We start from the raw sequence: 18,835 nt of genomic DNA on the forward strand, positions 1-18,835 counted from the left end.
TTCTGCGATTACCTGCCTAAGCAGATTAGGCATTACCCTTGATTGGCTCAAGCGGCTGATGGTTGCCGCGGACAGGTTTCGCTGCACCAGATGGTGCTGCCCAGTTGACGCCGTTGCGAATGATCTGAAGCACCTCTTTGTTGTAGTAAGTAGGGTAAGTTTCATGACCAGGACGGAAGTAAAACACTTTGCCTTGTCCACGGAAGAACGTACAGCCGCTGCGGAATACTTCGCCGCCTTCGAACCAGCTGACGAATACGAGCTCATCTGGTGCTGGAATATCAAAGTGCTCGCCGTACATTTCCTCATGCTCAAGTGTTACATATTCCGGAATGCCTGCAGCAATTGGATGGGCCGGATTAACTGTCCAGATCCGCTCTTTTTCGCCTGCTTCACGCCATTTCAGATCACAGCCGGTACCCATCAGCTTTTTGAAAATTTTCGAGAAGTGGCCGGAGTGCAGAACAATCAAGCCCATGCCGTCCATAACACGTTGATGAACCCGCTCAACAATAGCGTCTTCAACCCGCTCATGGCCCATATGTCCCCACCAGATCAGAACATCGGTGTTGTTCAGTTTTTCCTCGGTCAAGCCATGCTCCGGCTCTTCCAGCGTTGCAGTTTGAACCACGATTTCTTCCGTACGAATGCCTTCCGCCAATGCGTTATGAATACCATTTGGATAAACCTGTCTTACTTCCTCATGCTCTTTCTCATGCAAAAACTCGTTCCATACTGTAACTCTAACCATCGTTTTCATCTCCCTAATTGGACATTAGCCAAATAATAAATAAAACAATCATAACGGCTTGAAGAATAACTTTTACAACAACACTTGTCAATAACCCAACTAATGAGCCGATGCCAACCTTAAACGATTTTTCGATATTTGACCCAACAGCAAGCTCACCAATCACAGCTCCGGCAAATGGACCAATGATAAGACCAAAGGCTGGTATAACAAATGGACCCAAAATAAGGCCTATCGTACTACCGATAATCGACGCCTTGGAGCCGCCGAATCGATGTACGCCCCACGCACTGACCGCATGGTCGGCTATGATGAGGACGATAAGAATTAACGATTGTATCGTCCAGAATACCCAGCCAAACGGCTCAAACGAGAAGAAGAACCCGTATACGAAAAAAGCACCATAGATCGCAAATACGCCGGGCAGTATCGGCCAGATAGCCCCAGCCATCCCGACTACAAATAATATGACGACCAGCGACCAGCCTAAAATATCCACTTAGGCATCAACCTTTCAATACATATTGTTTGATGAGCTCTGCGACGCCGTCCTCGTTATTGGATAACGTCACGACATCAGCCGCTTCTTTCACAGCCAGCTGCGCATTGCCCATCGCTACTCCAAGTCCTGCTTCACGAATAGCGGCAATATCGTTCAAACTGTCACCGGCAGCTACAACCTGCGACATCTCGATACCAAGCATCGTACAAAGCTCACGAATTGCACTCGCCTTCGTGATGCCTTTCGCATTCAACTCAAGGTTCTGTAAGGAGGAGTTGGTAATCTCAAGTGCTCCCCACTCGGTTACTTCGTGCAGGATGCGGTTACGAACGCCGTCATCCTCCGTATAGTAGCCAAACTTGAGCCAATGATGGTCTTCATAGGTCGTCGATGGATCAATCCACTTTTCAAGATTATAGATCCCCTCTGTTGAGTAGGCCCAAAACCATGTCCCTTCATGCTTCAAAGCAAGCTCATGCAGCTGCTTGATATACACCGGGCTCATCAATGTACGCTTGTGCAACACATGCGGTTTCTGCCAGATCTCGCTGCCATTGACCGTAATCATTGGTGTCTCCAGCTTTAGCTGCTCCGCAAACGGTAGCGCCCCGCGGAACCCACGCCCCGTCGAAAAGCTGACCGTGATACCGGCATCAAGCGCGCGCTGAATCCATTCGGCATTCTCCTTGCTGATCTCGCTTTGCTCGTTCAGCAGTGTACCGTCCATATCAAGAGCTATTAATTTGTAATTCCCCATGTATGTAACCTCCTGCCTATATCTACTATGCAATATTTTAGCACAGATTAGGGAGATTCCAAACGTAAGGAACTGCCTATAGTTATTAACGTTGAATAACCTAGGAAAGGTTCAACGAATATGGGACACAAAAAAGCCCCGCCCTGTTAAGGGGCGGGGCTAAAGGGCGAGGCTTATTATTAAGCGGCAAGCTTGCGCAGGCGCAGCTTCTTGGCAACGAGGCCATGTGATGGTGAGAATAGAAACGCCAGCACGAACAGGATGCCTGCCGCGCATACGATACAGCCAGCTATGGAAGCATCTATAATAACAGCAGCTCCGTAACCAATGAAAGTGCTCGTGATACCAACACCTACGCTTAGCAGGATCATCATCCCCAGCCGGTCGGTCAGAAGATAAGCGGTCGCTGCCGGGATGATGAGCATCCCAACAACCAGAATAGCACCAACACTCTCGAAAGAGCTCACCGTTGCCATGGATACCATGCCCATCAGCAAATAATGGAACAATGCAACCGGAATACCTAAGGCGGCAGCAAGCGCCGGATCGAAAGAGATCAGCTTGAACTGCTTATAGAACAAGCTGATTACCGTTACGATTATGATCAAAGTCCCACCGAGCAGCCATACCGCTTTTGGCCCTAGATCAATTCCGTTTACAATCCATGTATTCCAGTGCACATAGGCGATTTCGCCATACAAAATGGCGTCTTGGTCCAGATGCACCTGTCTAGCAAACAAGCTGACGAGCAGCACCCCAATTGCGAATAACGCGGTGAACACCACGCCAATTGAAGCATCAGCCTGCACGCCTTTTTGCTGGAACAGCTGTATGAGGAATACCGCAAATAGGCCACAGGCCATCGCAGCAACCATCATGAGCAGCGAATCCCGCGAGCCGCTTAGCAGGAACGCAATAACGATACCCGGCATAACCGAATGACTGATCGCATCACCGATCATCGCCATTTTACGCAGAACGAGAAAGGCACCAAGGATACCGCTGCAGCTTGCAACCAGTACGCCGGTAAGTAAAATCCAGAAGTCGCTCATAATGCCGCCTCCTTGTTTATCCGCTCATCCACACTTGCTGTTGCTGCCTGTTCTTCATAAGCGAATCCGAGTCTCCGCTTCATTCTCTGCTGGACCAGTCTTCTGATAAGCAGCCCTCGTTTCGAGCCAATCAATAGTGATAGTACAAATAATGTTGTTGCTGCAAGGACGGTAAGCGGCCCCGTTGGCAGACTCGATGCAGTCGAACTGACAATTGCCCCCGTTGCACCACTTATCGCTCCAAATACACCGGATACGGCCACCATTACACCAAGCCGGTCCGTCCAGTACCTGGCGGATACTGCAGGCGTAATGATTAAGGACGCAACCAGAATGACACCAACAGCCTGAATGCCTACAACAACGGCGACAACCATCAGAAGCATTAACAGCTGCTCGTAAAAGCCAACCGAATAACCGATCCCTTTGGCAAAGCCAGGATCAAACGATACTAGCTTGAACTGCTTGAACAAGAAGTAGCAAATTGTTATCAGGAATAGACTTACGATTGACAGAGTCAGCACATCCGAACCAATCATCGACGCCGCCTGGCCAAACAGAAACTTATCAAGCCCTGCCTGATTACCATAGCCGCCATGCTGAACAATTGTCAGGAGAACGATGCCAAGGCCAAAAAATCCGGATAAAACAATCCCCATGGCCGAATCATGCTTAATACGCGAATGCCTCGTGATTAAACCAATACCAAAGGTCGCCACCACTCCCGCAAGACCTGCTCCGATCAGAAAGTACAGAATAGATTTTGTACCCGTCAGCATAAACGCAATACAAATACCCGGCAGCGCAGCATGAGCAAGCGTATCGCCCATGAGGCTTTGCTTACGCAAGTATGAGAAGCAGCCAATAACGCCGCTGCTTAGACCAAGCAGCGTACAGCTGATAAAAATCCAACGCATGTTCGGGTCATGAAGAAGCGTCCATAACGTATTCATAATCCGCTCACCCTTTCGTGATGTCCGGCTGCGCCAACCCGCTCCGGTCAAGAAATGCCAATCTCCCGCCATAAGTACGTTGTAATAAATCCTGTGTAAAAACATCCTTTGTCTTGCCGTAGCCCATTACCTCTACATTAAGCAGCAGCACGGAATCAAAATATTCCTCAACCGTCGCAAGGTCATGATGCACGACAATAACCGTCTTCCCTTCCTGCTTCAGCTCCTGCAGCAGCGTAATGATGGCTTTCTCCGTGGCAGCATCAACGCCGGCAAATGGTTCATCCATAAAGTACAAGCTCGCGTCCTGTGCAAGAGCACGTGCGAGGAACACACGCTGCTGCTGCCCACCGGACAACTGGCTGATCTGACGCGAAGCGAAGTCCGCCATTCCAACCTTAGCCAGGCATTCCATGGCAATTCCACGTTCCTTTGCGCCTGGACGGCCGAACAGGCCTAGATGACCGTATCTGCCCATCATGACGACATCAAGCGCATTCGTTGGGAAATCCCAGTCGACCGATTCACGCTGCGGGACATAACCAACCAGCTTCCGCTGTTGTTTGTAAGGTTTGCCGTATACCAGCACTTCGCCGCTAAGACGCGGAATAAGGCCAAGAGCCGCCTTCATCATCGTTGATTTACCTGCCCCGTTAGGACCGATGACGCCTACCAGCTCTCCCTCCGTAACCGTAAAGGAGACGCCGCGTAATACCGGTTTTTTCTGATAAGCTGCGGTAAGCCCATTAACCGTTAACGGAGGAGCAATAGCCTCCCGTTCCATCACAAATGTTGTAGACTTTGAATCTGTTCTCGACATCACCATCACTCGCTTTCATCCGTTTATCGCAGTGCTCGAACAACCGTATCCACATTATGCTTAACCATTCCGATATACGTGCCTTCCTCTGTACCGGCTTCTCCCATCGCATCAGAGAACAGCTCTCCGCCGATCTTAACTTCATGTCCCATTGATCGTGCGCCTTCGATTACGGACTCAATCGCTTTCTTCGGAACACTGGACTCAATGAAGACTGCTTTGATCTGTTTCTCAACCAGGAAATTCCGAAGGGAGCTAACATCCTTAGAGCCATACTCTGACATCGTGTTCATTCCCTGCAGACCCGTTACCTGAAGCCCATACTCATCACCGAAGTAACCAAAAGCATCATGAGCGGTAACGAGGATTCGGCTTGCTTCCGGGATTGTAGCAATTTGCTCACGAACATATTGGTCTAGCTCCTCCAATTGTCCGATATACGAAGTTGCACGCTCTCTGTATCCGTCAGCATGATCAGGATCCTTCTCGATCAGGGAATCCCTGATGACTTCCGTTGCCGAAATCCACATCTTCACATTGAACCAAATATGCGGGTCATGCGACTGACTCCCTCCACCAGGGAATGCTCGCAGCTGTGACTCCGGTATCCGTGAAGAGATAGCAACCGTAGGCTTTCGCTTCTCCAGCTTCTCGAACATCTCAGCCATTTTCCCCTCCAAATGCAGTCCGTTATAAAAAATAATGTCCGCACGGTCCAGCTTCTTCACATCACCATACGACGCTTTATATAAATGGGGGTCTACTCCAGCTCCCATCAGGCCGGTCACCACAACATCGCCGCCTCCTACTTCCTTCACCACGTCTGCAATCATGCCTGTCGTAGCGGTAACCTTAAGTTTGCCGTCGCCTGCACCTCCGCCATTCTGCTCGGCTCCACAAGCCGTCATTAGAAGAACACTGACTACCAGGAATAAGATCGTCATAATAAATCGCTTGATCGCGGAATTTGTTTTCTTGGATAACTGCACTTCCTGTTCCCCCTACCCTTATGTTTTGCCTGGACGAACATTAGTTAGCTTAACGCCTCTTTGTTTATACTATTCAAAAGTGTTTCTCTGATGCAACTTTTTACGAAATTTAATCGAGGAAGTTTCAATAAAAAAAAGCTGTTCTTAAAGATTCTTTTCGAATCTCTAATAACAGCTTCTTTTTCGTCATATTACGGCTGATTTGTTGTATCAGTAGTACCCGTTGTACCCGTATTCGCCGTGTTGTTTGCTTGATTCTTCAGCTTGCCCGGTGTACCGTTTAAGCCAAACTCATAATCGTAAGCATCAAAGATCTTCCGGGCAATTGGAGCAGCACCCCAACCGCCGAACTCACCGTCCGGTATAACTACTGCTACAGCTAGCTTCGGATTCTCTCTTGGCGCATACGCGATAAATACCGCATTATCCGCGCGTCGTCCAGCTACATCGGATTGAGCTGTACCTGTCTTTCTCTCATAGGTATATGTTACACCCTCGAAGCCCTGCACGTTAACGCGCGACATACCATTTTCGATTTCTGCCCAATAGTTATCAGGGAAATCCACCGAATTCAGGACTTCCGGCTGGAAGGTCTGAACAACATTTCCATCGGCATCCTTAATTTCATTGACGAACTGCGGCTTCATCCGTTTGCCATGGTTGGCAAGCATCGCAGTATATTGTACCAACTGCAGTGGTGTATAACGCGCCTGCTGGCCGAACGCTGCCCGCACCAAGGCCGATTGAGCGCTGGCTGTTTCTGCTTCATGGTAGTAGTCGATGGTACCTTTGGATTCGCCTCTTAGACCACTGCCGGTCAAGACGCCAAGTCCAAACTCCTTCATATAGCTGTCCCAAACATCTACACCTTTTTTGCCGTTATATTTCTTATACATCTGATTCCCGACCATCGCCGCCATAAATGGATTCGAAGAGTGAGCAATAGCAGATGCTGGATCAAGCAGACCGTAAGCATGATTTGAAGCATTACCAATACGTACTTGATGCCCTTCGGCGCCAAAGAAGAATGCGCCGGTATCGTTATACGTGCTTGATGTTGTAAACAGTTTCTCTTTGAGGCCAATCAGGATAGACAATGGCTTCATCGTCGAGCCCGGAGGCACAAGGGAGGATGGATGCTGGTTACGTTCTTTATCCGTCGCGTATTTTGCGAATACCTCTCTTATTGTACCGTTAGATAATACGGCTTCGAAGTTAGCATAATCCTCAGGACTGATTTTCCCCCCGGCGAAGATGTTAGGGTCATAGTCTGGCATACTCGCCATTGCAATAACTTTGCCTGTATCAACTTCCATCGCTACGGCATAACCCGTCTTCGCATATTCCGCCCGCTCGAGCCTATTTGTCGAGGTGCTGATCTTTTTGATCTGATCCATAATCGCGGTTTCCGTCGTTAATTGAACGTTACGGTTGATCGTCAAATACAGATCATCACCCTTTTGCGGATTCGTAATCTGTACGGGACCAATAATACGCTCCGCATTGTTGACCGGATACGTCTTCAAGCCATTCTTACCGCGTAATATATCCTGATACATATACTCGAGGCCGTCGAACCCAACATCCTCTTCATCCAGATATTGAAGCTGAGCATTATCTTCCTCGCCTTTCTCTTTATAGAAGTCCAGCGATTCACGAACACCTTTAAACTTTTTCAAATAACCAACCAATTGAACCGCAACTGTATCGTTACTGTAGTTACGAACACTTTCTTCTACAATATCAATGCCCTTGAACTCTGTGCGATGCTCCATAAAGTAGGCGATTTCCTTTTTGGTTAGACCAGACTTAATCCGTCTAGGCGTAGAAATCGTATTGATCCGGAAATCCAAATCCATCTGCCGGATAATATCATCAACTGTCATCGCTTTTTTAGGATCTTTGTCTCCGTATTTATCGAATACGTCTGCCAGTTTTTCTGCAATCGCTTCAGAATCATCCTTCTTAAAGTCAGGGGAAATTGTAAAATAGAGCGATTGTGTTGAAGTCGAATACGCAATTGGCGTACCTGACGAATCATAAATATTACCGCGAATCGGTGCAATCTTGACGCTGCGCGTGCTCTTCTTGCTGCCCTGTGCGCTTAGCTTAGGTCCATCAACAAACTGTAAAATTGCAAGCTGAATAATAAGTACGCTAAAAAGTCCAAATACAATGAAAAAGAAAAAGTTCAATCGAAACGAGAAATGACGCCGATTCGTTATTTCCCGTTTCTGCGGATCATCATGCAAGCCAAGTCACCTCATCTAAATTAAGTTGCGCGAATATGTGTTGCTTCAAAGCCTGGCGAGTTAAACCAATCACCAGAGGATGCCCAAGTAGCATCGAGTGGAATCCAGGTTCCGTTCTTGCCTCCGATTTGGACTTCATTCCAAGCATGTGGACCGGAGCCTCCCCGCCCATCCAGACCGGTTCCGGTAACAACTTTCACTTCGAGACCAGAAGCGCGGGCCATGACGGCGTAAAGTCTCGCCACATCGATACAGACACCTTTGCGGGTATCAAACGTTTCTTGCGGATTCTGTTCCTTCCAAATCCCGTTCTCCACATAATTATCTGCTTTGTCCCAGTCATACGCAATCCGACTGCCCAGCCAATCATACAAAGCACGAGCCTTCTCTTCTTCGGTAGTCTTGTCCTTTGTAATTTGAAGGGCTGCTTGTTCAATATCCGGCGGAATATTGTAGTCGATAATTTCGTATTTACGCTGCAGTACGTTTTGGAACTCCGCCTGTACAGCTTCGGCGAGAACAGGCCCGCGTTCAGCTAGCATATCTCCCGCAACCGGCTCTAGTACGGCAGATGCCTTCATGTATAACGGCGATTGTTGAATCAATCCCGACCCTATGCCGTTTGGCGAGAGTGATACGTAAATAAACAACGCTGCTACAAACACGAAAGCACGTCCCGCTCCATGAACCGTACCAAATACAGCACCTGCTGCACGGCTTGCTGCACCTCCGCCAGGAAGACGTTCTATGCTCTCATGTCTGCCCGGACGCTGTCGGCTTGCGAACAAGGTCTCGAGCAGCGGTGAAAGGAAAGATGCAACGAACCGAAGCAGCAGATAGGCGGCAAGGAACAGAATACCGTACCTTAATAAGGCGAAATCTCGCAGACTTGTAATAAACGTATACCAAGCCTGCGAAGTTGCACTAAGCTCCCGCTGCGGTATTTCTACATGAGCGCTAAGCCAATCTGCTGCTCGAGGAGATAGGCTGCCAGCGATTTGTCCTGCAAGAACAAGACAAATGATAATGAGGATCCCATCCCAAACAAAAAAGAAAAGACGCCTCGCTGAACCCGACGCGCCTCTTCTCATTCCTTGCAGCAGCGAACCGAGCAGAAGGAGAAGAACGATCAGCGAGACCGGTTCCCATACCGTCCCTGCGCGAATCCATTCCATCAAGTTCACCCCTCCTTGCGTCTTACGCTTTCTTATCTAACTATATCTATACTTTGCCATTCGCCTTCGCTTGGTCAATAAGCGCCTGAATGGTCGTATCAATCTTCATCGTGCCAACTGATTTGCCGTGAAACTTTACATTAACTTCGCCTGCGCCTGGTACACCTGTCAGCTCCAGATTCTCTGTCTTTACAGTGAAGGTACCATCCGAATTGGAGGTGAATGTCGCTTTTTCTACTTCACCAGCCATCGCCGATACGGCTTCCTGCTTCAAGCTGTCGATCGCCTGCGTGCCAATTGATTTCACATCATCAAGGGTATATCCGCTGTAAGCAACAATACCAACAACAATAACAAGTACTAACGCCCATTTCACGAAAGTCTTAACGACTCGAATGATAAAGAGCAATACAACAAGTGCAATGACGAGCACAAGCCAATGGTCTTGTAAAAAGGTGCTCCAAGTATCCCAATCATAACCGGAAAAATCAAAGTAATTATCCAAAAAAGAATCCCCCCTATTATAACTCGTGCAATGTCCTATTATCAAACATTATAACCCACCCATAATATGCCGTAAACGTAAGGCTCCTCATTCGATAGAGACATATCCTGTCCATCTTTTACGTACAAGTAGATTAAGATGTTTTTCGCAAGGAGGAACAGCCTGTTGAAAACCGCAATCTGGCTTTATTTATTTCTATTCGTCGCGTTCTTTGATCTGCACGCGCAGTATCCGATTCTTACCCCATTCGCGATCTCCCTAGGGGCTGCTCCCTCCTTCATCGGTTTGATGATGGGGATGTACTCCATTACTCATTTGCCTGGGAACATCATGGCTGGGTATGGGGTTGATCGGTTCGGCAGCAGGCTGTTTATCGTCTTCAGTCTTATGGGGGCTGGTATTGTATTGCTGTTCCAATCCCAGGTTACCGATCCGTGGCAGCTGCTTGTGCTGCGTTCGATCAGTGGATTTGTACTAGCCTTTCTATCTCCGGCCTGCCTTGCTCTGCTCGCACGCATCTCTAACGACCGCACGCAGCAAGGGAAGTTTATGGCCGGTAATGGACTTGTCCATACGCTGGCAACTGTCGTCTCACCGGCAGCTGGTGCCTATATGGTTGCAAAGATCGGTTTCACAACCGCCTTCTATTTGCTCGGCTGGGTGCTTGTCGTTACAGCCGTCTGTGCCTTATTTTTCATTCGTGACATTAAGGCACAGCCAAGCAGCGAGGAGCAGGAGCAGAAATCTAAAGGTATCAAACCAGCTCTCGCTGAGGCTGCTCCCATTCCGTGGCTTGTCTACGCACTGCCAGTTGGAATCAGCTGCGCACAGGGCATTCTCTCTTTCGAGCTTCCGCTTATGTCTACCTCCGCGGAAGGAATGATGGAAACAGGGCTGCTGTTCTCTGTTGTCAGTATCGGTGCCTTAATTACACTAAGTATGCTGTTCCTCAATAAGCTCTCTTCTTATTACCGGACGTTATGGGGAGCGCTGGCACTAGCTCTCGTTTATTTTGTAATAGCCGCTCATACACCGTTGCCTTTCGCTTTGCTTCTGCTATTCGTCGGGATGGGTAAAGGGATCATCCTCCCTGCGATCTCCACACTGCTTATCGAGCTTAGCGGGGGGGCTCGCTACGGTCGAACCTTCTCGGTCCTGTCGATTGCTTATTCGATCGGCGCCTTCCTTGGCCCGATGCTTGCCGGCCAGCTGCGTGACGTACTATCTCCGTATTATTTGGCCTTTCTAGGTCTGATGATTGGTGTATCTATCTTACCTTTCCACCGAAGAAGAACTACGCTCACACCCATTTTTCCTAAATCTAGGTGAATACACATGGCCACTTGCTCCCCCAGGCATATAATGCACTATGTCATGAGGCCATCAACAAGAGCGGATACACAAAGGAATGTCCGGTCAGCATGACGTTGAAGCTTGCTAGAGAGGGGTGACTTAGATGTCTGAAATTCATGTTTCACCTGTAAGCGATCATCGCGGAGGCGGCTTTAACAATGTGGGGTCTATCCTCGTATTGTTCATCCTGCTCGTAATCATCATCTGCACAATCTGCCATTAAGATTCCCCTTTGAATACAATGAAAACGGGACGGAGCCCATGCTCCGTCCCCTTTTTATTAGGAATCTTTTTCTTGCTCACAAGGAGCGAATTTGGCTACACTACACATAAGAACCTACAGAATAAAAGGCTGGTGACTGCAATGGATATCGCTATTATTGTAGAGGGCAAAAACGACAAAAGCCGTATTCGCCGAGTACTCGGTGAAGCAGTACCAATCTTCTGCACCTTCGGGACGCCTGGCACCCTCCAGCTTGAGAAGCTGCGTAAGCAGGTAGGCAGCAAAGACGTATTTATTTTCACAGATAATGATTCCTCCGGCAAGCGGATCCGAGGTATTCTCCGGGACCTATTCCCTGATGCCGAACATATCTATACCCGCCGAGGTTATCCAGGTGTAGAACATACGCCTGAGGATTACCTCATTGAACAATTTGAAAAAGCCGGTCTCGAGTCTTACATCCAATACCCTGTTAAATATGAAGAAGGAATATAACGACAGCAACGGTTATAATGCTGAGCACGGTTGAAAGAAATACGGTCTGTGAAGCAAATTCAGGCTCATTGTCGAACTCTACAGCCAGCAGGACACTGCTTAGTGAAGTCGGCACGGATGAAGACACGATTAAAGCGGCCGCCATCAGATGATCAATGGATAAGAAAAATCCTAGTCCCCAGACTACAAGCGCAGCTAATGCCGGTCCAACGACAAGGCGCAGGCCGTTTGCGAGCAATACATTTTTGATCAGAACCAGGTTAAGCTCCCACTTCATATTACCAAGCTGCACACCAAGCGTAACAAGCGCTGTACCAATAAAGGCATTTGACAGATAAGTAATAGGTGTTACGATCGGCTGCGGCAATTGAATCTGAAATCCATGCAGCAGGAAGGCGAGCGGGATCACATAAATAATAGGCTGCGACATAATGGTCCGCATCGTTGCCCGCAAGCTCATCTTATGGGCATTCACACTATAAATCCCATATGTATTCGGCAGTAAGGACTGGGTCACCATCACGATAATTTGAATCGATAAGGTAAAGGGATTAGCAGCAAAGGCAAGCTGGTTAAGCGGAATCCCGTAATTCGCACTGTTATAGAACAATACGCTGTTGCGCATTGCCCCGCGCATACCGCCCTCAAGTCCCCTTAAGCGGACAACCGACTCCACAATAATAGCCTGTAACATCATAAATAGGACAACAAACAGGAGTACTTGCCCGATCAAGCTCGCAGATATGTCCGTTGTATACAGCAGATTAAAGATAACCGATGGAGAAAATACATAAAAGTTCAGCTTCGATAAGGTTTTGATATCCAATGAAAAAAGCCGCTGCATTGTGAAGCCAACAGCTATCATCAATGTGAGCGGCAGTACGTTACTCCATAATATGTGCCAAAAGATATCCATCGCTTATTCCTTCGCGAGCTGCTTCAAATCCGCTACCATACTTTCAGGTGTCAGAGATTCGTCGCTGCCGTTGATCCATTTGCGTATTTGGCCTTTCTTATCAACGAGCGTAATAACATTCATATGTATATAGGTATTAGTCTTCTCATCCTTGATTACATCTGCTCCAAAATCCCTCGCAAGCTTCAGGGTTGCCTCTTCATCCCCGCGCAGGAAATCCCAGCCGCCTTCAAGCTTCGCAAAGTTACGAGTAGCGAAATCTCTAATAACTTCTGGTGTATCCGTTACCGGGTCGAATGTAATCGAGATGAGTTCAACCTTTGATCCAAGCAGCCCTTCCTTCTGAAGCTGATCCTCAACCTCTGAGATCATGAAGGTAGTTGGAGGACATACATCCGGACAGCTCGCATAATAGAAATAAACAAGTCGGGCTTTGCCGTTTGTTGAGGCAAGTGATACCTGATTGCCATCAATGTCGGCCATCTCGAAGGCCGGTGCAGCCTTCTGCACCGGCATGGAGCTGGTCCCGCCGCTTGAATAGTTCGTTATGAATAAATAAATGCCCATTGCCAAACATAGCGCCAGCACGGCGAGTTTAAAGCTATGTTTTTTGAGAAATGCCATAAGTTCTCGTCCTTCCCTTAAAAGAATTACCGCACAATTGGCCAGTCTTGGCCAGTTTCGATGATTCTTACTTCGAAAGCATTATCTTAAGAGGATTACTTCACGGTATTTGCCATCATGACTATAAAGATGACCATCAAATAGTTAACGGAAATAAGGAAGTTAACCTTCGCCCATTTCTCGGTATTTTCCGCCTTAATTCCTTTAATCGTATGCACAGTCCAAACAAGCCCAGCGATTACAGAAAGAATCAGGAATACAATACCTGTATACCCATAAGCGTACAGCAGCACGCAAGTTGGAATTAGTAATACGACATAAGGAATCATTTGCAGCTTTGTCCGTTTAATCCCTTTCACAACTGGAAGCAACGGGAAACCAGCTGTACGGTACTCTTCTACCCGGCGAATAGCAAGCGACCAGAAATGTGCCGGCTGCCATAAGAACAAGAAGGCGAACAGGAGCCATGCCCCCATATCCACTTCGGTCGTAACCGCGCAGTAACCAAGTACCGGAGGCATTGCCCCGGAAATACCGCCGATTGACGTACTCCAAGTCGACGTACGCTTCAGCCAAATTGTATAAATAAAGATATAGACAAACCAGCCTAAGAATCCAAGCCAGCCGGTAACAGGATTAACAAGGACAAACAATATCGTAAGACCAACAATCCCAAGCACAATACCATACCCCAGAACAAACCCAGGCTGTAGACGGCCTGTTGGCAATGCGCGATCTTTCGTCCGCTCCATCTTCTGATCAAGCTCACGATCCCAATAATTATTAATCACACAAGCGGAACCTATTGTAATTGCTGAGCCGATGACGACCCATAGCAGCTTCAACCAGTCGAAATCCCATTTGGAAGCGACCCAGAAACCGCCTATCGCGGCAAATACATTAAGCCGGAGCAGCCGTGGTTTGGTTAAGGCAATTAAATCTTTCAACACGAAGCGAGCCTCCCGAGTTATGCAACAAGGCACGCCTTCACGCGCCTATACATTTTCATTGATGAATCGTTTTTAATCATACAGAAAAATAGGTGCTATGACAACGTCGGGCGGCATTGTTCATCAATTCGCCACTCAAATTGTGACAATAAATCAGGAACCCTTTTGCCCACCTTTCAATACTATAGGTATGTAGTCAAGAGCCCAACTCTTTAGATGATGAAGGGAAGTGATGGGGCGAACATATGGCAGTCATCAAAGTAAACGATGAACAGGTGAAGATGCTTGCCAGACTGATGCGTGCCGAAGCAGAAAACGAACGTGAGCTTGGTGATGGTCGTACTTGGTGGCATCAATCGAACAGCGGCCGTTATAAAACCCACTGCTTCTCCATCCCAAGAAGAGATGATTGTCCGAGAGTATACTGATAGGCTAACAAATTCCAAAGATTGAAAGCGAGGATCAACAGCATGTCTTATGGTTATGGTTACAAAAACGGTGTAAGCCCGGCAAGCACGGGAGGTTATGGTGGCGGAGTCAGCCCGTTTTCAGGTGGAGGTTACGGTGGATTCCCATCCGTTCTTCCTGCCAGCACAAATCCTAACATGCCAATGCAGATGCCAATGCAAATGCAAATGCCAATGACAGGAACAATGGGTGCTCAATCCCTTCCAATGGTACCTAATGGCTCAGTCGTCACCCCGTCAGGTGGCAATATTGTTGCCGTTCCGGTCATCGAAGAGTCCTATGTAGAGAACATTTTACGCCTCAACCGCGGTAAACTAGCCACTTTCTACATGACATACGAGAACAACCGTGAATGGAACGCCAAAGTATTCCGTGGCATCATTGAAGCAGCCGGCCGCGACCATATTATTATTAGCGATCCTTCCACAGGCATGCGTTACCTGCTTCTGTCATTGAACTTGGATTATGTAACTTTCGATGGCGAAATCAATTATGAATATCCATTCCAAGGCGGCACAATCACAAATACGACGCCTCTGGCTCAAGGATAATGACTAACCGGCATTCTGCCATCCCCCACTGGCTTGAATGTCCATACATGCATTTTGTCCGCACCGCCCGGAATCCATTCGGCAATGCGGTACCAAGGAGAACGCTCATTGCAGCGTTCTTTTTTTATGGCCTCAGCTTCCTCTTCCGTGCTGGCTGACCAGATCTCAACAAATAAGTTGATTTGATCTGTTCCTTCATATAAATGGACGTTATTTCCCGATTCCTTCATTAAAGTATCTGCATAGGCTAAATAATCCATCCTATTCTCCGCAGTTATCTTATACTCAGCAAAACATATGTACATGCTTGTCATTAACCCCTTTCATTTGCCACTGATAAAGTGAAGCTTCTCCGTTGATACTACATCATAATTGAAACCAAATGATCTGCTTACAATATTTTAGGAGGGTCTAGCTGTGGACACAGGCACGCATCTTGTCATGGGCATCGGACTGGCCGGACTGGCCTGCATCGATCCTGTTGTCGCTAACAACACATCCATCTTCACCGCTGTCTTAATTGGTACCATTGTCGGCTCACAAGCCCCGGACTTTGATACGTTCCTCAGATTGAAAGGAAATGCCATCTATATCAAGAATCATCGCGGCATCTCACATTCCTTGCCGGCTATCGCCATATGGACGATTGTGATTACCGGTCTTCTGCAGTTATTTTATCGCGGAAGCCTTCCTTGGCTTCATATCGGATCCTGGGTACTGCTCGCCGTTTGTATTCATGTTTTTACCGATTTATTTAATACTTATGGCACCCAAGCGATGCGCCCGTTCACGGAAAAGTGGATATCATGGAATATTATCCATATCTTTGATCCGGTTATATTCGCTACCCATGTCGCAGCCATTCTGATTTGGGCATTTGGGTTAGCTAATCCCGTTGCTGTATTCCCGGTACTGTATCTGTTCACCATCTTCTATTATACATGGAGAACAATCGCACACAGAAACACGCTTCGTAAGCTGCCATCACTTGATCCACAGCAGGATGGTACAAAAGCCTATGTAGCGATACCCACCATCTCGCTCTCCCACTGGAACATCGTCAAGCGTGCAGCAGATGGAAGCTTTACGATTGGTGATCTGCGAGGTGGCAAGCTCAGATGGCTGGACAATGTTCGCTGCTCTGACCATCCTGCGGTTTCCAAATCCAGGAATGATAATGCAGTCCGATCATTTCTCTATTTCACGAAGTTTGCTTGTGCGGAAGTCAAAGAGCATGACTGGGGTTATGAGGTTCGTTGGTCTGACGTTAGATACCGCCATCGCAAGCAATATCCGTTCGTCGCTGTTCTTCTCATGAATAAGGAATATGAGACGGTTGGCTCTTATGTTGGATGGTTAAGTGACGATCGATTAATGAAGCGGCTGCGCATGAATACGTATTAGCAAACTTGACGGAAGAAAGCCCCTGCCGCACAATAGAAGGGGCTTTTCTTTTGTAGGTGTCTAAAAACATCGAAAAAAGCTCAAGGGGGTTAACCCTTGAGCTTTGGCTTCCTCTGAAGCATTGTGTATTAACAACGATTAGCGGAAGTTGCCGTTGCCGCCGGACAATTGTTGTTCAGCGATTTGGACAAGTTTCTTTGTAATATATCCGCCAAGCGAACCTGCTTCGCGAGTGGACACGTTACCATAGTAACCGTCTGCTGGGATTTGTACGCCAAGCTCTTGTGCTGCTTCCATTTTGAGTTGGTTAAGAGCTGCTTGTGCTTGTGGAACCACCAATTGATTGCTCGATTTGTTGCTAGCCATGCTGATAATCTCCCTTCAGTTGAGCACTGTGATGTGTTTTGCAAGCTTGCAAACTTATTATGAGCATGTTGGCGTAAATTATGCTAACCTCAAAAAATAATATTAAGGATCTATGAAGGAGAGTTAAACCTTGTCTAAATCACTATCTTTGTTCTTTGCTGTAGTCTCTGTCCTGCTTATGTGTGCCACTGCAATCTCAATGTCTTTCAACGCATGGCTGGCTGTTTTATTTGGAATTCTCACGTTGTTTATGATCGGAGGCGGCTTTGTAGTGAAAGCGAGATTACGCCGCAAAAACGAAAACAAAGGCTGACGCATATTGCGCCAGCCTTTGTTTTTTATTATCCGCGATTTCTTATCCGCGAGGTGCCAGGAAGCCCATTTTCTCTTTTACATCCGCAAGCGTGCGGTCAGCCAGCTCCGATGCACGTGCTGCGCCTTGCTTCAAGATTTCATGGATTTGACCCGATTCACGAATCGCTTTATATTTTTGCTGCAACGGTTCAAGAACACTTACAACATGCTCAGCAAGATCCTTCTTGAAAGGTCCATACCCTTGTCCTTCATAACGCGCTTCAACCTCGGCAATGGAAATATTAGCACAATGCGAGTAAATGCTGATCAAGTTGCTGATCTCCGGTTTGTTTGCCGGATCATATTTCACTTCGCGGCCGGAATCGGTCGTTGCACGGCTGATTTTTTTACGAATAACACCTGGCTCATCAAGAAGCGCGATAAAGCTTCCCACATTCGGGTTACTCTTACTCATCTTCTTGCTTGCATCATCAAGTGACATGATCCGTGCGCCAATCTTAGGAATGTACGGCTCCGGAATTGTGAAGTAATCACCAAAGCGCGAGTTGAAGCGGTTTGCAAGGTCACGAGTCAGCTCCAAGTGCTGCTTCTGGTCATCGCCGACAGGTACGAGGTCCGCGTTATAGACAAGAATATCTGCCGCCATTAGCGATGGATACACGAACAGACCTGCGCCCACTGAATCTTTGCCCGCAGACTTATCTTTGAATTGCGTCATACGCTCGAGCTCACCCATACCTGTAAGGGTTGTTAATATCCAGCCTAGCTCTGCATGTGCACGCACATGGGATTGTACGAAAATATTAGCTTTCGCCGGGTCAATACCCGCAGCGATAAAGAGTGCTGCTACAGACTCCGATTGTTCGCGAAGCATAGCTGGATCCTGCGGCACAGTGATCGCATGCAGATCCACGACCATAAAGAAGCATTCTTCCGTTTCCTGCAGCTTCACAAAGTTTTGCATTGCGCCGATATAATTGCCCAGCGTAAGCTGACCGCTCGGCTGAATGCCGGAAAGTACTTTTTTCATTGATTTCGTCCCCTTTTCTATTCTGAATAATCATCAACCTGCGTATATGAACGCAAAAAATCCCCCGCCGCAAGGGACGAGGGACCGTGGTGCCACCCTAATTTACTTATTGTCTGCGCATCCATTCACTAAGGAATGCGTCTTAGCCAATAAGCCTTCATTGTTCCGTAACGGGGAACTGCCGGAGAAGCATTGGCAGCGCCTTAATAGCTTGGCTGCTTTCCGCTTTCCGCTCCAGGATCCATTCAGCAATCAGGCTTGCACTGGTTTGCACCTTCCACCAGCTCTCTGTCCGCATTAACACCTGAGCTTACTTGTTCCCATCATCGCATTTCGTATCCTGATTATAGCGCAATTCGCTACCATCATGTCAAGCCTCTTCCA

Annotated in this window: 23 protein-coding genes and 1 other annotated feature; of the genes, 7 read left to right on the forward strand and 16 right to left on the reverse strand. The window is 47.6% G+C overall.

Annotation, left to right across the window (positions count from 1 at the left end):
- Positions 1-25: 25 nt before the first annotated feature.
- The 10 genes from AC0YNT_RS02230 to AC0YNT_RS02275 all read right to left on the reverse strand — a co-directional run bounded on the left by AC0YNT_RS02230 (position 26) and on the right by AC0YNT_RS02275 (position 9,756).
- Complete coding sequence (locus AC0YNT_RS02230) at positions 26-751, reverse strand: ThuA domain-containing protein (RefSeq protein WP_167280506.1); 726 nt, start codon at positions 749-751, stop codon at positions 26-28.
- A gap of 13 nt (positions 752-764) precedes the next feature.
- Positions 765-1,250: a DUF456 domain-containing protein gene (locus AC0YNT_RS02235; RefSeq protein WP_475803130.1), complete on the reverse strand. Its 486-nt coding sequence runs from the start codon at positions 1,248-1,250 to the stop codon at positions 765-767.
- A 7-nt stretch (positions 1,251-1,257) separates the two neighbouring features.
- Positions 1,258-2,010 carry a Cof-type HAD-IIB family hydrolase gene (locus AC0YNT_RS02240; protein WP_475803131.1) on the reverse strand — a complete coding sequence of 251 codons (753 nt, stop codon included), beginning with the start codon at positions 2,008-2,010 and terminating at the stop codon, positions 1,258-1,260.
- Between the two features lie 179 nt (positions 2,011-2,189).
- A complete protein-coding gene (locus tag AC0YNT_RS02245) occupies positions 2,190-3,062 on the reverse strand; it encodes a metal ABC transporter permease (RefSeq protein WP_475803132.1) in 873 nt (290 codons plus the stop codon).
- On the reverse strand, positions 3,059-4,015 hold the full coding sequence (locus AC0YNT_RS02250) for a metal ABC transporter permease (protein WP_475803410.1): 957 nt from the start codon (positions 4,013-4,015) through the stop codon (positions 3,059-3,061). The genes AC0YNT_RS02245 and AC0YNT_RS02250 overlap by 4 nt, the downstream gene beginning before the upstream one ends.
- Before the next feature lie 7 nt (positions 4,016-4,022).
- Positions 4,023-4,835: a metal ABC transporter ATP-binding protein gene (locus tag AC0YNT_RS02255; protein ID WP_475803133.1), complete on the reverse strand. Its 813-nt coding sequence runs from the start codon at positions 4,833-4,835 to the stop codon at positions 4,023-4,025.
- Between the two features lie 23 nt (positions 4,836-4,858).
- Positions 4,859-5,779, reverse strand: a complete 921-nt coding sequence (locus AC0YNT_RS02260) for a metal ABC transporter solute-binding protein, Zn/Mn family (protein ID WP_475803411.1) — start codon at positions 5,777-5,779, stop codon at positions 4,859-4,861.
- A 236-nt stretch (positions 5,780-6,015) separates the two neighbouring features.
- Positions 6,016-8,076, reverse strand: a complete 2,061-nt coding sequence (locus AC0YNT_RS02265) for a peptidoglycan D,D-transpeptidase FtsI family protein (RefSeq protein WP_475803134.1) — start codon at positions 8,074-8,076, stop codon at positions 6,016-6,018.
- A gap of 20 nt (positions 8,077-8,096) precedes the next feature.
- Complete coding sequence (locus AC0YNT_RS02270; protein WP_475803412.1) at positions 8,097-9,251, reverse strand: transglutaminase domain-containing protein; 1,155 nt, start codon at positions 9,249-9,251, stop codon at positions 8,097-8,099.
- A 46-nt stretch (positions 9,252-9,297) separates the two neighbouring features.
- On the reverse strand, positions 9,298-9,756 hold the full coding sequence (locus AC0YNT_RS02275) for a hypothetical protein (protein ID WP_475803135.1): 459 nt from the start codon (positions 9,754-9,756) through the stop codon (positions 9,298-9,300).
- 165 nt (positions 9,757-9,921) lie between these two features.
- Here AC0YNT_RS02275 and AC0YNT_RS02280 point away from each other — a divergent pair, with 165 nt between their 5' ends.
- From AC0YNT_RS02280 to AC0YNT_RS02290, 3 genes are all read left to right on the forward strand, one after another.
- Positions 9,922-11,085, forward strand: coding sequence for an MFS transporter (locus tag AC0YNT_RS02280; protein WP_475803136.1), 1,164 nt, complete (start codon positions 9,922-9,924; stop codon positions 11,083-11,085).
- A 127-nt stretch (positions 11,086-11,212) separates the two neighbouring features.
- Positions 11,213-11,332, forward strand: a complete 120-nt coding sequence (locus AC0YNT_RS02285; RefSeq protein WP_139230780.1) for a dihydroorotate dehydrogenase — start codon at positions 11,213-11,215, stop codon at positions 11,330-11,332.
- A gap of 141 nt (positions 11,333-11,473) precedes the next feature.
- A complete protein-coding gene (locus tag AC0YNT_RS02290) occupies positions 11,474-11,827 on the forward strand; it encodes a toprim domain-containing protein (protein ID WP_475803137.1) in 354 nt (117 codons plus the stop codon).
- On the opposite strand, the gene AC0YNT_RS02295 is transcribed toward AC0YNT_RS02290, so the two are convergent.
- The 3 genes from AC0YNT_RS02295 to cyoE all read right to left on the reverse strand — a co-directional run bounded on the left by AC0YNT_RS02295 (position 11,805) and on the right by cyoE (position 14,338).
- Positions 11,805-12,743 carry an AEC family transporter gene (locus AC0YNT_RS02295; RefSeq protein ID WP_475803138.1) on the reverse strand — a complete coding sequence of 313 codons (939 nt, stop codon included), beginning with the start codon at positions 12,741-12,743 and terminating at the stop codon, positions 11,805-11,807. The two genes, AC0YNT_RS02290 and AC0YNT_RS02295, sit on opposite strands and share 23 nt — an antisense overlap.
- Before the next feature lie 3 nt (positions 12,744-12,746).
- Positions 12,747-13,367, reverse strand: a complete 621-nt coding sequence (locus AC0YNT_RS02300) for an SCO family protein (protein ID WP_475803139.1) — start codon at positions 13,365-13,367, stop codon at positions 12,747-12,749.
- A gap of 95 nt (positions 13,368-13,462) precedes the next feature.
- Positions 13,463-14,338: a heme o synthase gene (gene cyoE, locus AC0YNT_RS02305; RefSeq protein ID WP_475803413.1), complete on the reverse strand. Its 876-nt coding sequence runs from the start codon at positions 14,336-14,338 to the stop codon at positions 13,463-13,465.
- Positions 14,339-14,562: 224 nt separating this feature from the next.
- Between cyoE and AC0YNT_RS02310 the strand changes: the two genes are divergently transcribed.
- On the forward strand, positions 14,563-14,745 hold the full coding sequence (locus tag AC0YNT_RS02310) for a hypothetical protein (RefSeq protein WP_475803140.1): 183 nt from the start codon (positions 14,563-14,565) through the stop codon (positions 14,743-14,745).
- 42 nt (positions 14,746-14,787) lie between these two features.
- Positions 14,788-15,336, forward strand: a complete 549-nt coding sequence (gerQ, locus tag AC0YNT_RS02315; RefSeq protein WP_475803141.1) for a spore coat protein GerQ — start codon at positions 14,788-14,790, stop codon at positions 15,334-15,336.
- On the opposite strand, the gene AC0YNT_RS02320 is transcribed toward gerQ, so the two are convergent.
- On the reverse strand, positions 15,327-15,596 hold the full coding sequence (locus AC0YNT_RS02320; protein WP_475803142.1) for a hypothetical protein: 270 nt from the start codon (positions 15,594-15,596) through the stop codon (positions 15,327-15,329). The two genes, gerQ and AC0YNT_RS02320, sit on opposite strands and share 10 nt — an antisense overlap.
- A gap of 157 nt (positions 15,597-15,753) precedes the next feature.
- Between AC0YNT_RS02320 and AC0YNT_RS02325 the strand changes: the two genes are divergently transcribed.
- Positions 15,754-16,740, forward strand: coding sequence for a metal-dependent hydrolase (locus tag AC0YNT_RS02325; protein ID WP_475803143.1), 987 nt, complete (start codon positions 15,754-15,756; stop codon positions 16,738-16,740).
- 138 nt (positions 16,741-16,878) lie between these two features.
- Here the strand turns inward: AC0YNT_RS02325 and AC0YNT_RS02330 are convergent, their stop codons facing one another.
- Positions 16,879-17,106: an alpha/beta-type small acid-soluble spore protein gene (locus tag AC0YNT_RS02330; RefSeq protein WP_441890839.1), complete on the reverse strand. Its 228-nt coding sequence runs from the start codon at positions 17,104-17,106 to the stop codon at positions 16,879-16,881.
- 130 nt (positions 17,107-17,236) lie between these two features.
- Between AC0YNT_RS02330 and AC0YNT_RS02335 the strand changes: the two genes are divergently transcribed.
- Positions 17,237-17,419: a DUF5325 family protein gene (locus AC0YNT_RS02335; RefSeq protein WP_475803144.1), complete on the forward strand. Its 183-nt coding sequence runs from the start codon at positions 17,237-17,239 to the stop codon at positions 17,417-17,419.
- Between the two features lie 42 nt (positions 17,420-17,461).
- Here the strand turns inward: AC0YNT_RS02335 and trpS are convergent, their stop codons facing one another.
- Complete coding sequence (gene trpS / locus AC0YNT_RS02340; RefSeq protein WP_475803145.1) at positions 17,462-18,451, reverse strand: tryptophan--tRNA ligase; 990 nt, start codon at positions 18,449-18,451, stop codon at positions 17,462-17,464.
- A gap of 69 nt (positions 18,452-18,520) precedes the next feature.
- Positions 18,521-18,787: a binding site (T-box leader), on the reverse strand.
- Between the last annotated feature and the right edge of the window lie 48 nt (positions 18,788-18,835).

The organism is Paenibacillus sp. J22R56, assembly GCF_056269375.1.

Coding starts and splice junctions, on each gene's coding strand:
- AC0YNT_RS02230 (WP_167280506.1), bottom strand. CDS start 751: ATGGTTAGAGTTACAGTATGGAACGAGTTTTTGCATGAGAAAGAGCAT.
- AC0YNT_RS02240 (WP_475803131.1), bottom strand. CDS start 2,010: ATGGGGAATTACAAATTAATAGCTCTTGATATGGACGGTACACTGCTG.
- AC0YNT_RS02245 (WP_475803132.1), bottom strand. CDS start 3,062: ATGAGCGACTTCTGGATTTTACTTACCGGCGTACTGGTTGCAAGCTGC.
- AC0YNT_RS02250 (WP_475803410.1), bottom strand. CDS start 4,015: ATGAATACGTTATGGACGCTTCTTCATGACCCGAACATGCGTTGGATT.
- AC0YNT_RS02255 (WP_475803133.1), bottom strand. CDS start 4,835: ATGTCGAGAACAGATTCAAAGTCTACAACATTTGTGATGGAACGGGAG.
- AC0YNT_RS02260 (WP_475803411.1), bottom strand. CDS start 5,779: ATGACGATCTTATTCCTGGTAGTCAGTGTTCTTCTAATGACGGCTTGT.
- AC0YNT_RS02270 (WP_475803412.1), bottom strand. CDS start 9,251: ATGGAATGGATTCGCGCAGGGACGGTATGGGAACCGGTCTCGCTGATC.
- AC0YNT_RS02285 (WP_139230780.1), top strand. CDS start 11,213: ATGTCTGAAATTCATGTTTCACCTGTAAGCGATCATCGCGGAGGCGGC.
- AC0YNT_RS02290 (WP_475803137.1), top strand. CDS start 11,474: ATGGATATCGCTATTATTGTAGAGGGCAAAAACGACAAAAGCCGTATT.
- AC0YNT_RS02295 (WP_475803138.1), bottom strand. CDS start 12,743: ATGGATATCTTTTGGCACATATTATGGAGTAACGTACTGCCGCTCACA.
- AC0YNT_RS02300 (WP_475803139.1), bottom strand. CDS start 13,367: ATGGCATTTCTCAAAAAACATAGCTTTAAACTCGCCGTGCTGGCGCTA.
- AC0YNT_RS02310 (WP_475803140.1), top strand. CDS start 14,563: ATGGCAGTCATCAAAGTAAACGATGAACAGGTGAAGATGCTTGCCAGA.
- gerQ (WP_475803141.1), top strand. CDS start 14,788: ATGTCTTATGGTTATGGTTACAAAAACGGTGTAAGCCCGGCAAGCACG.
- AC0YNT_RS02320 (WP_475803142.1), bottom strand. CDS start 15,596: ATGGATTATTTAGCCTATGCAGATACTTTAATGAAGGAATCGGGAAAT.
- AC0YNT_RS02330 (WP_441890839.1), bottom strand. CDS start 17,106: ATGGCTAGCAACAAATCGAGCAATCAATTGGTGGTTCCACAAGCACAA.
- trpS (WP_475803145.1), bottom strand. CDS start 18,451: ATGAAAAAAGTACTTTCCGGCATTCAGCCGAGCGGTCAGCTTACGCTG.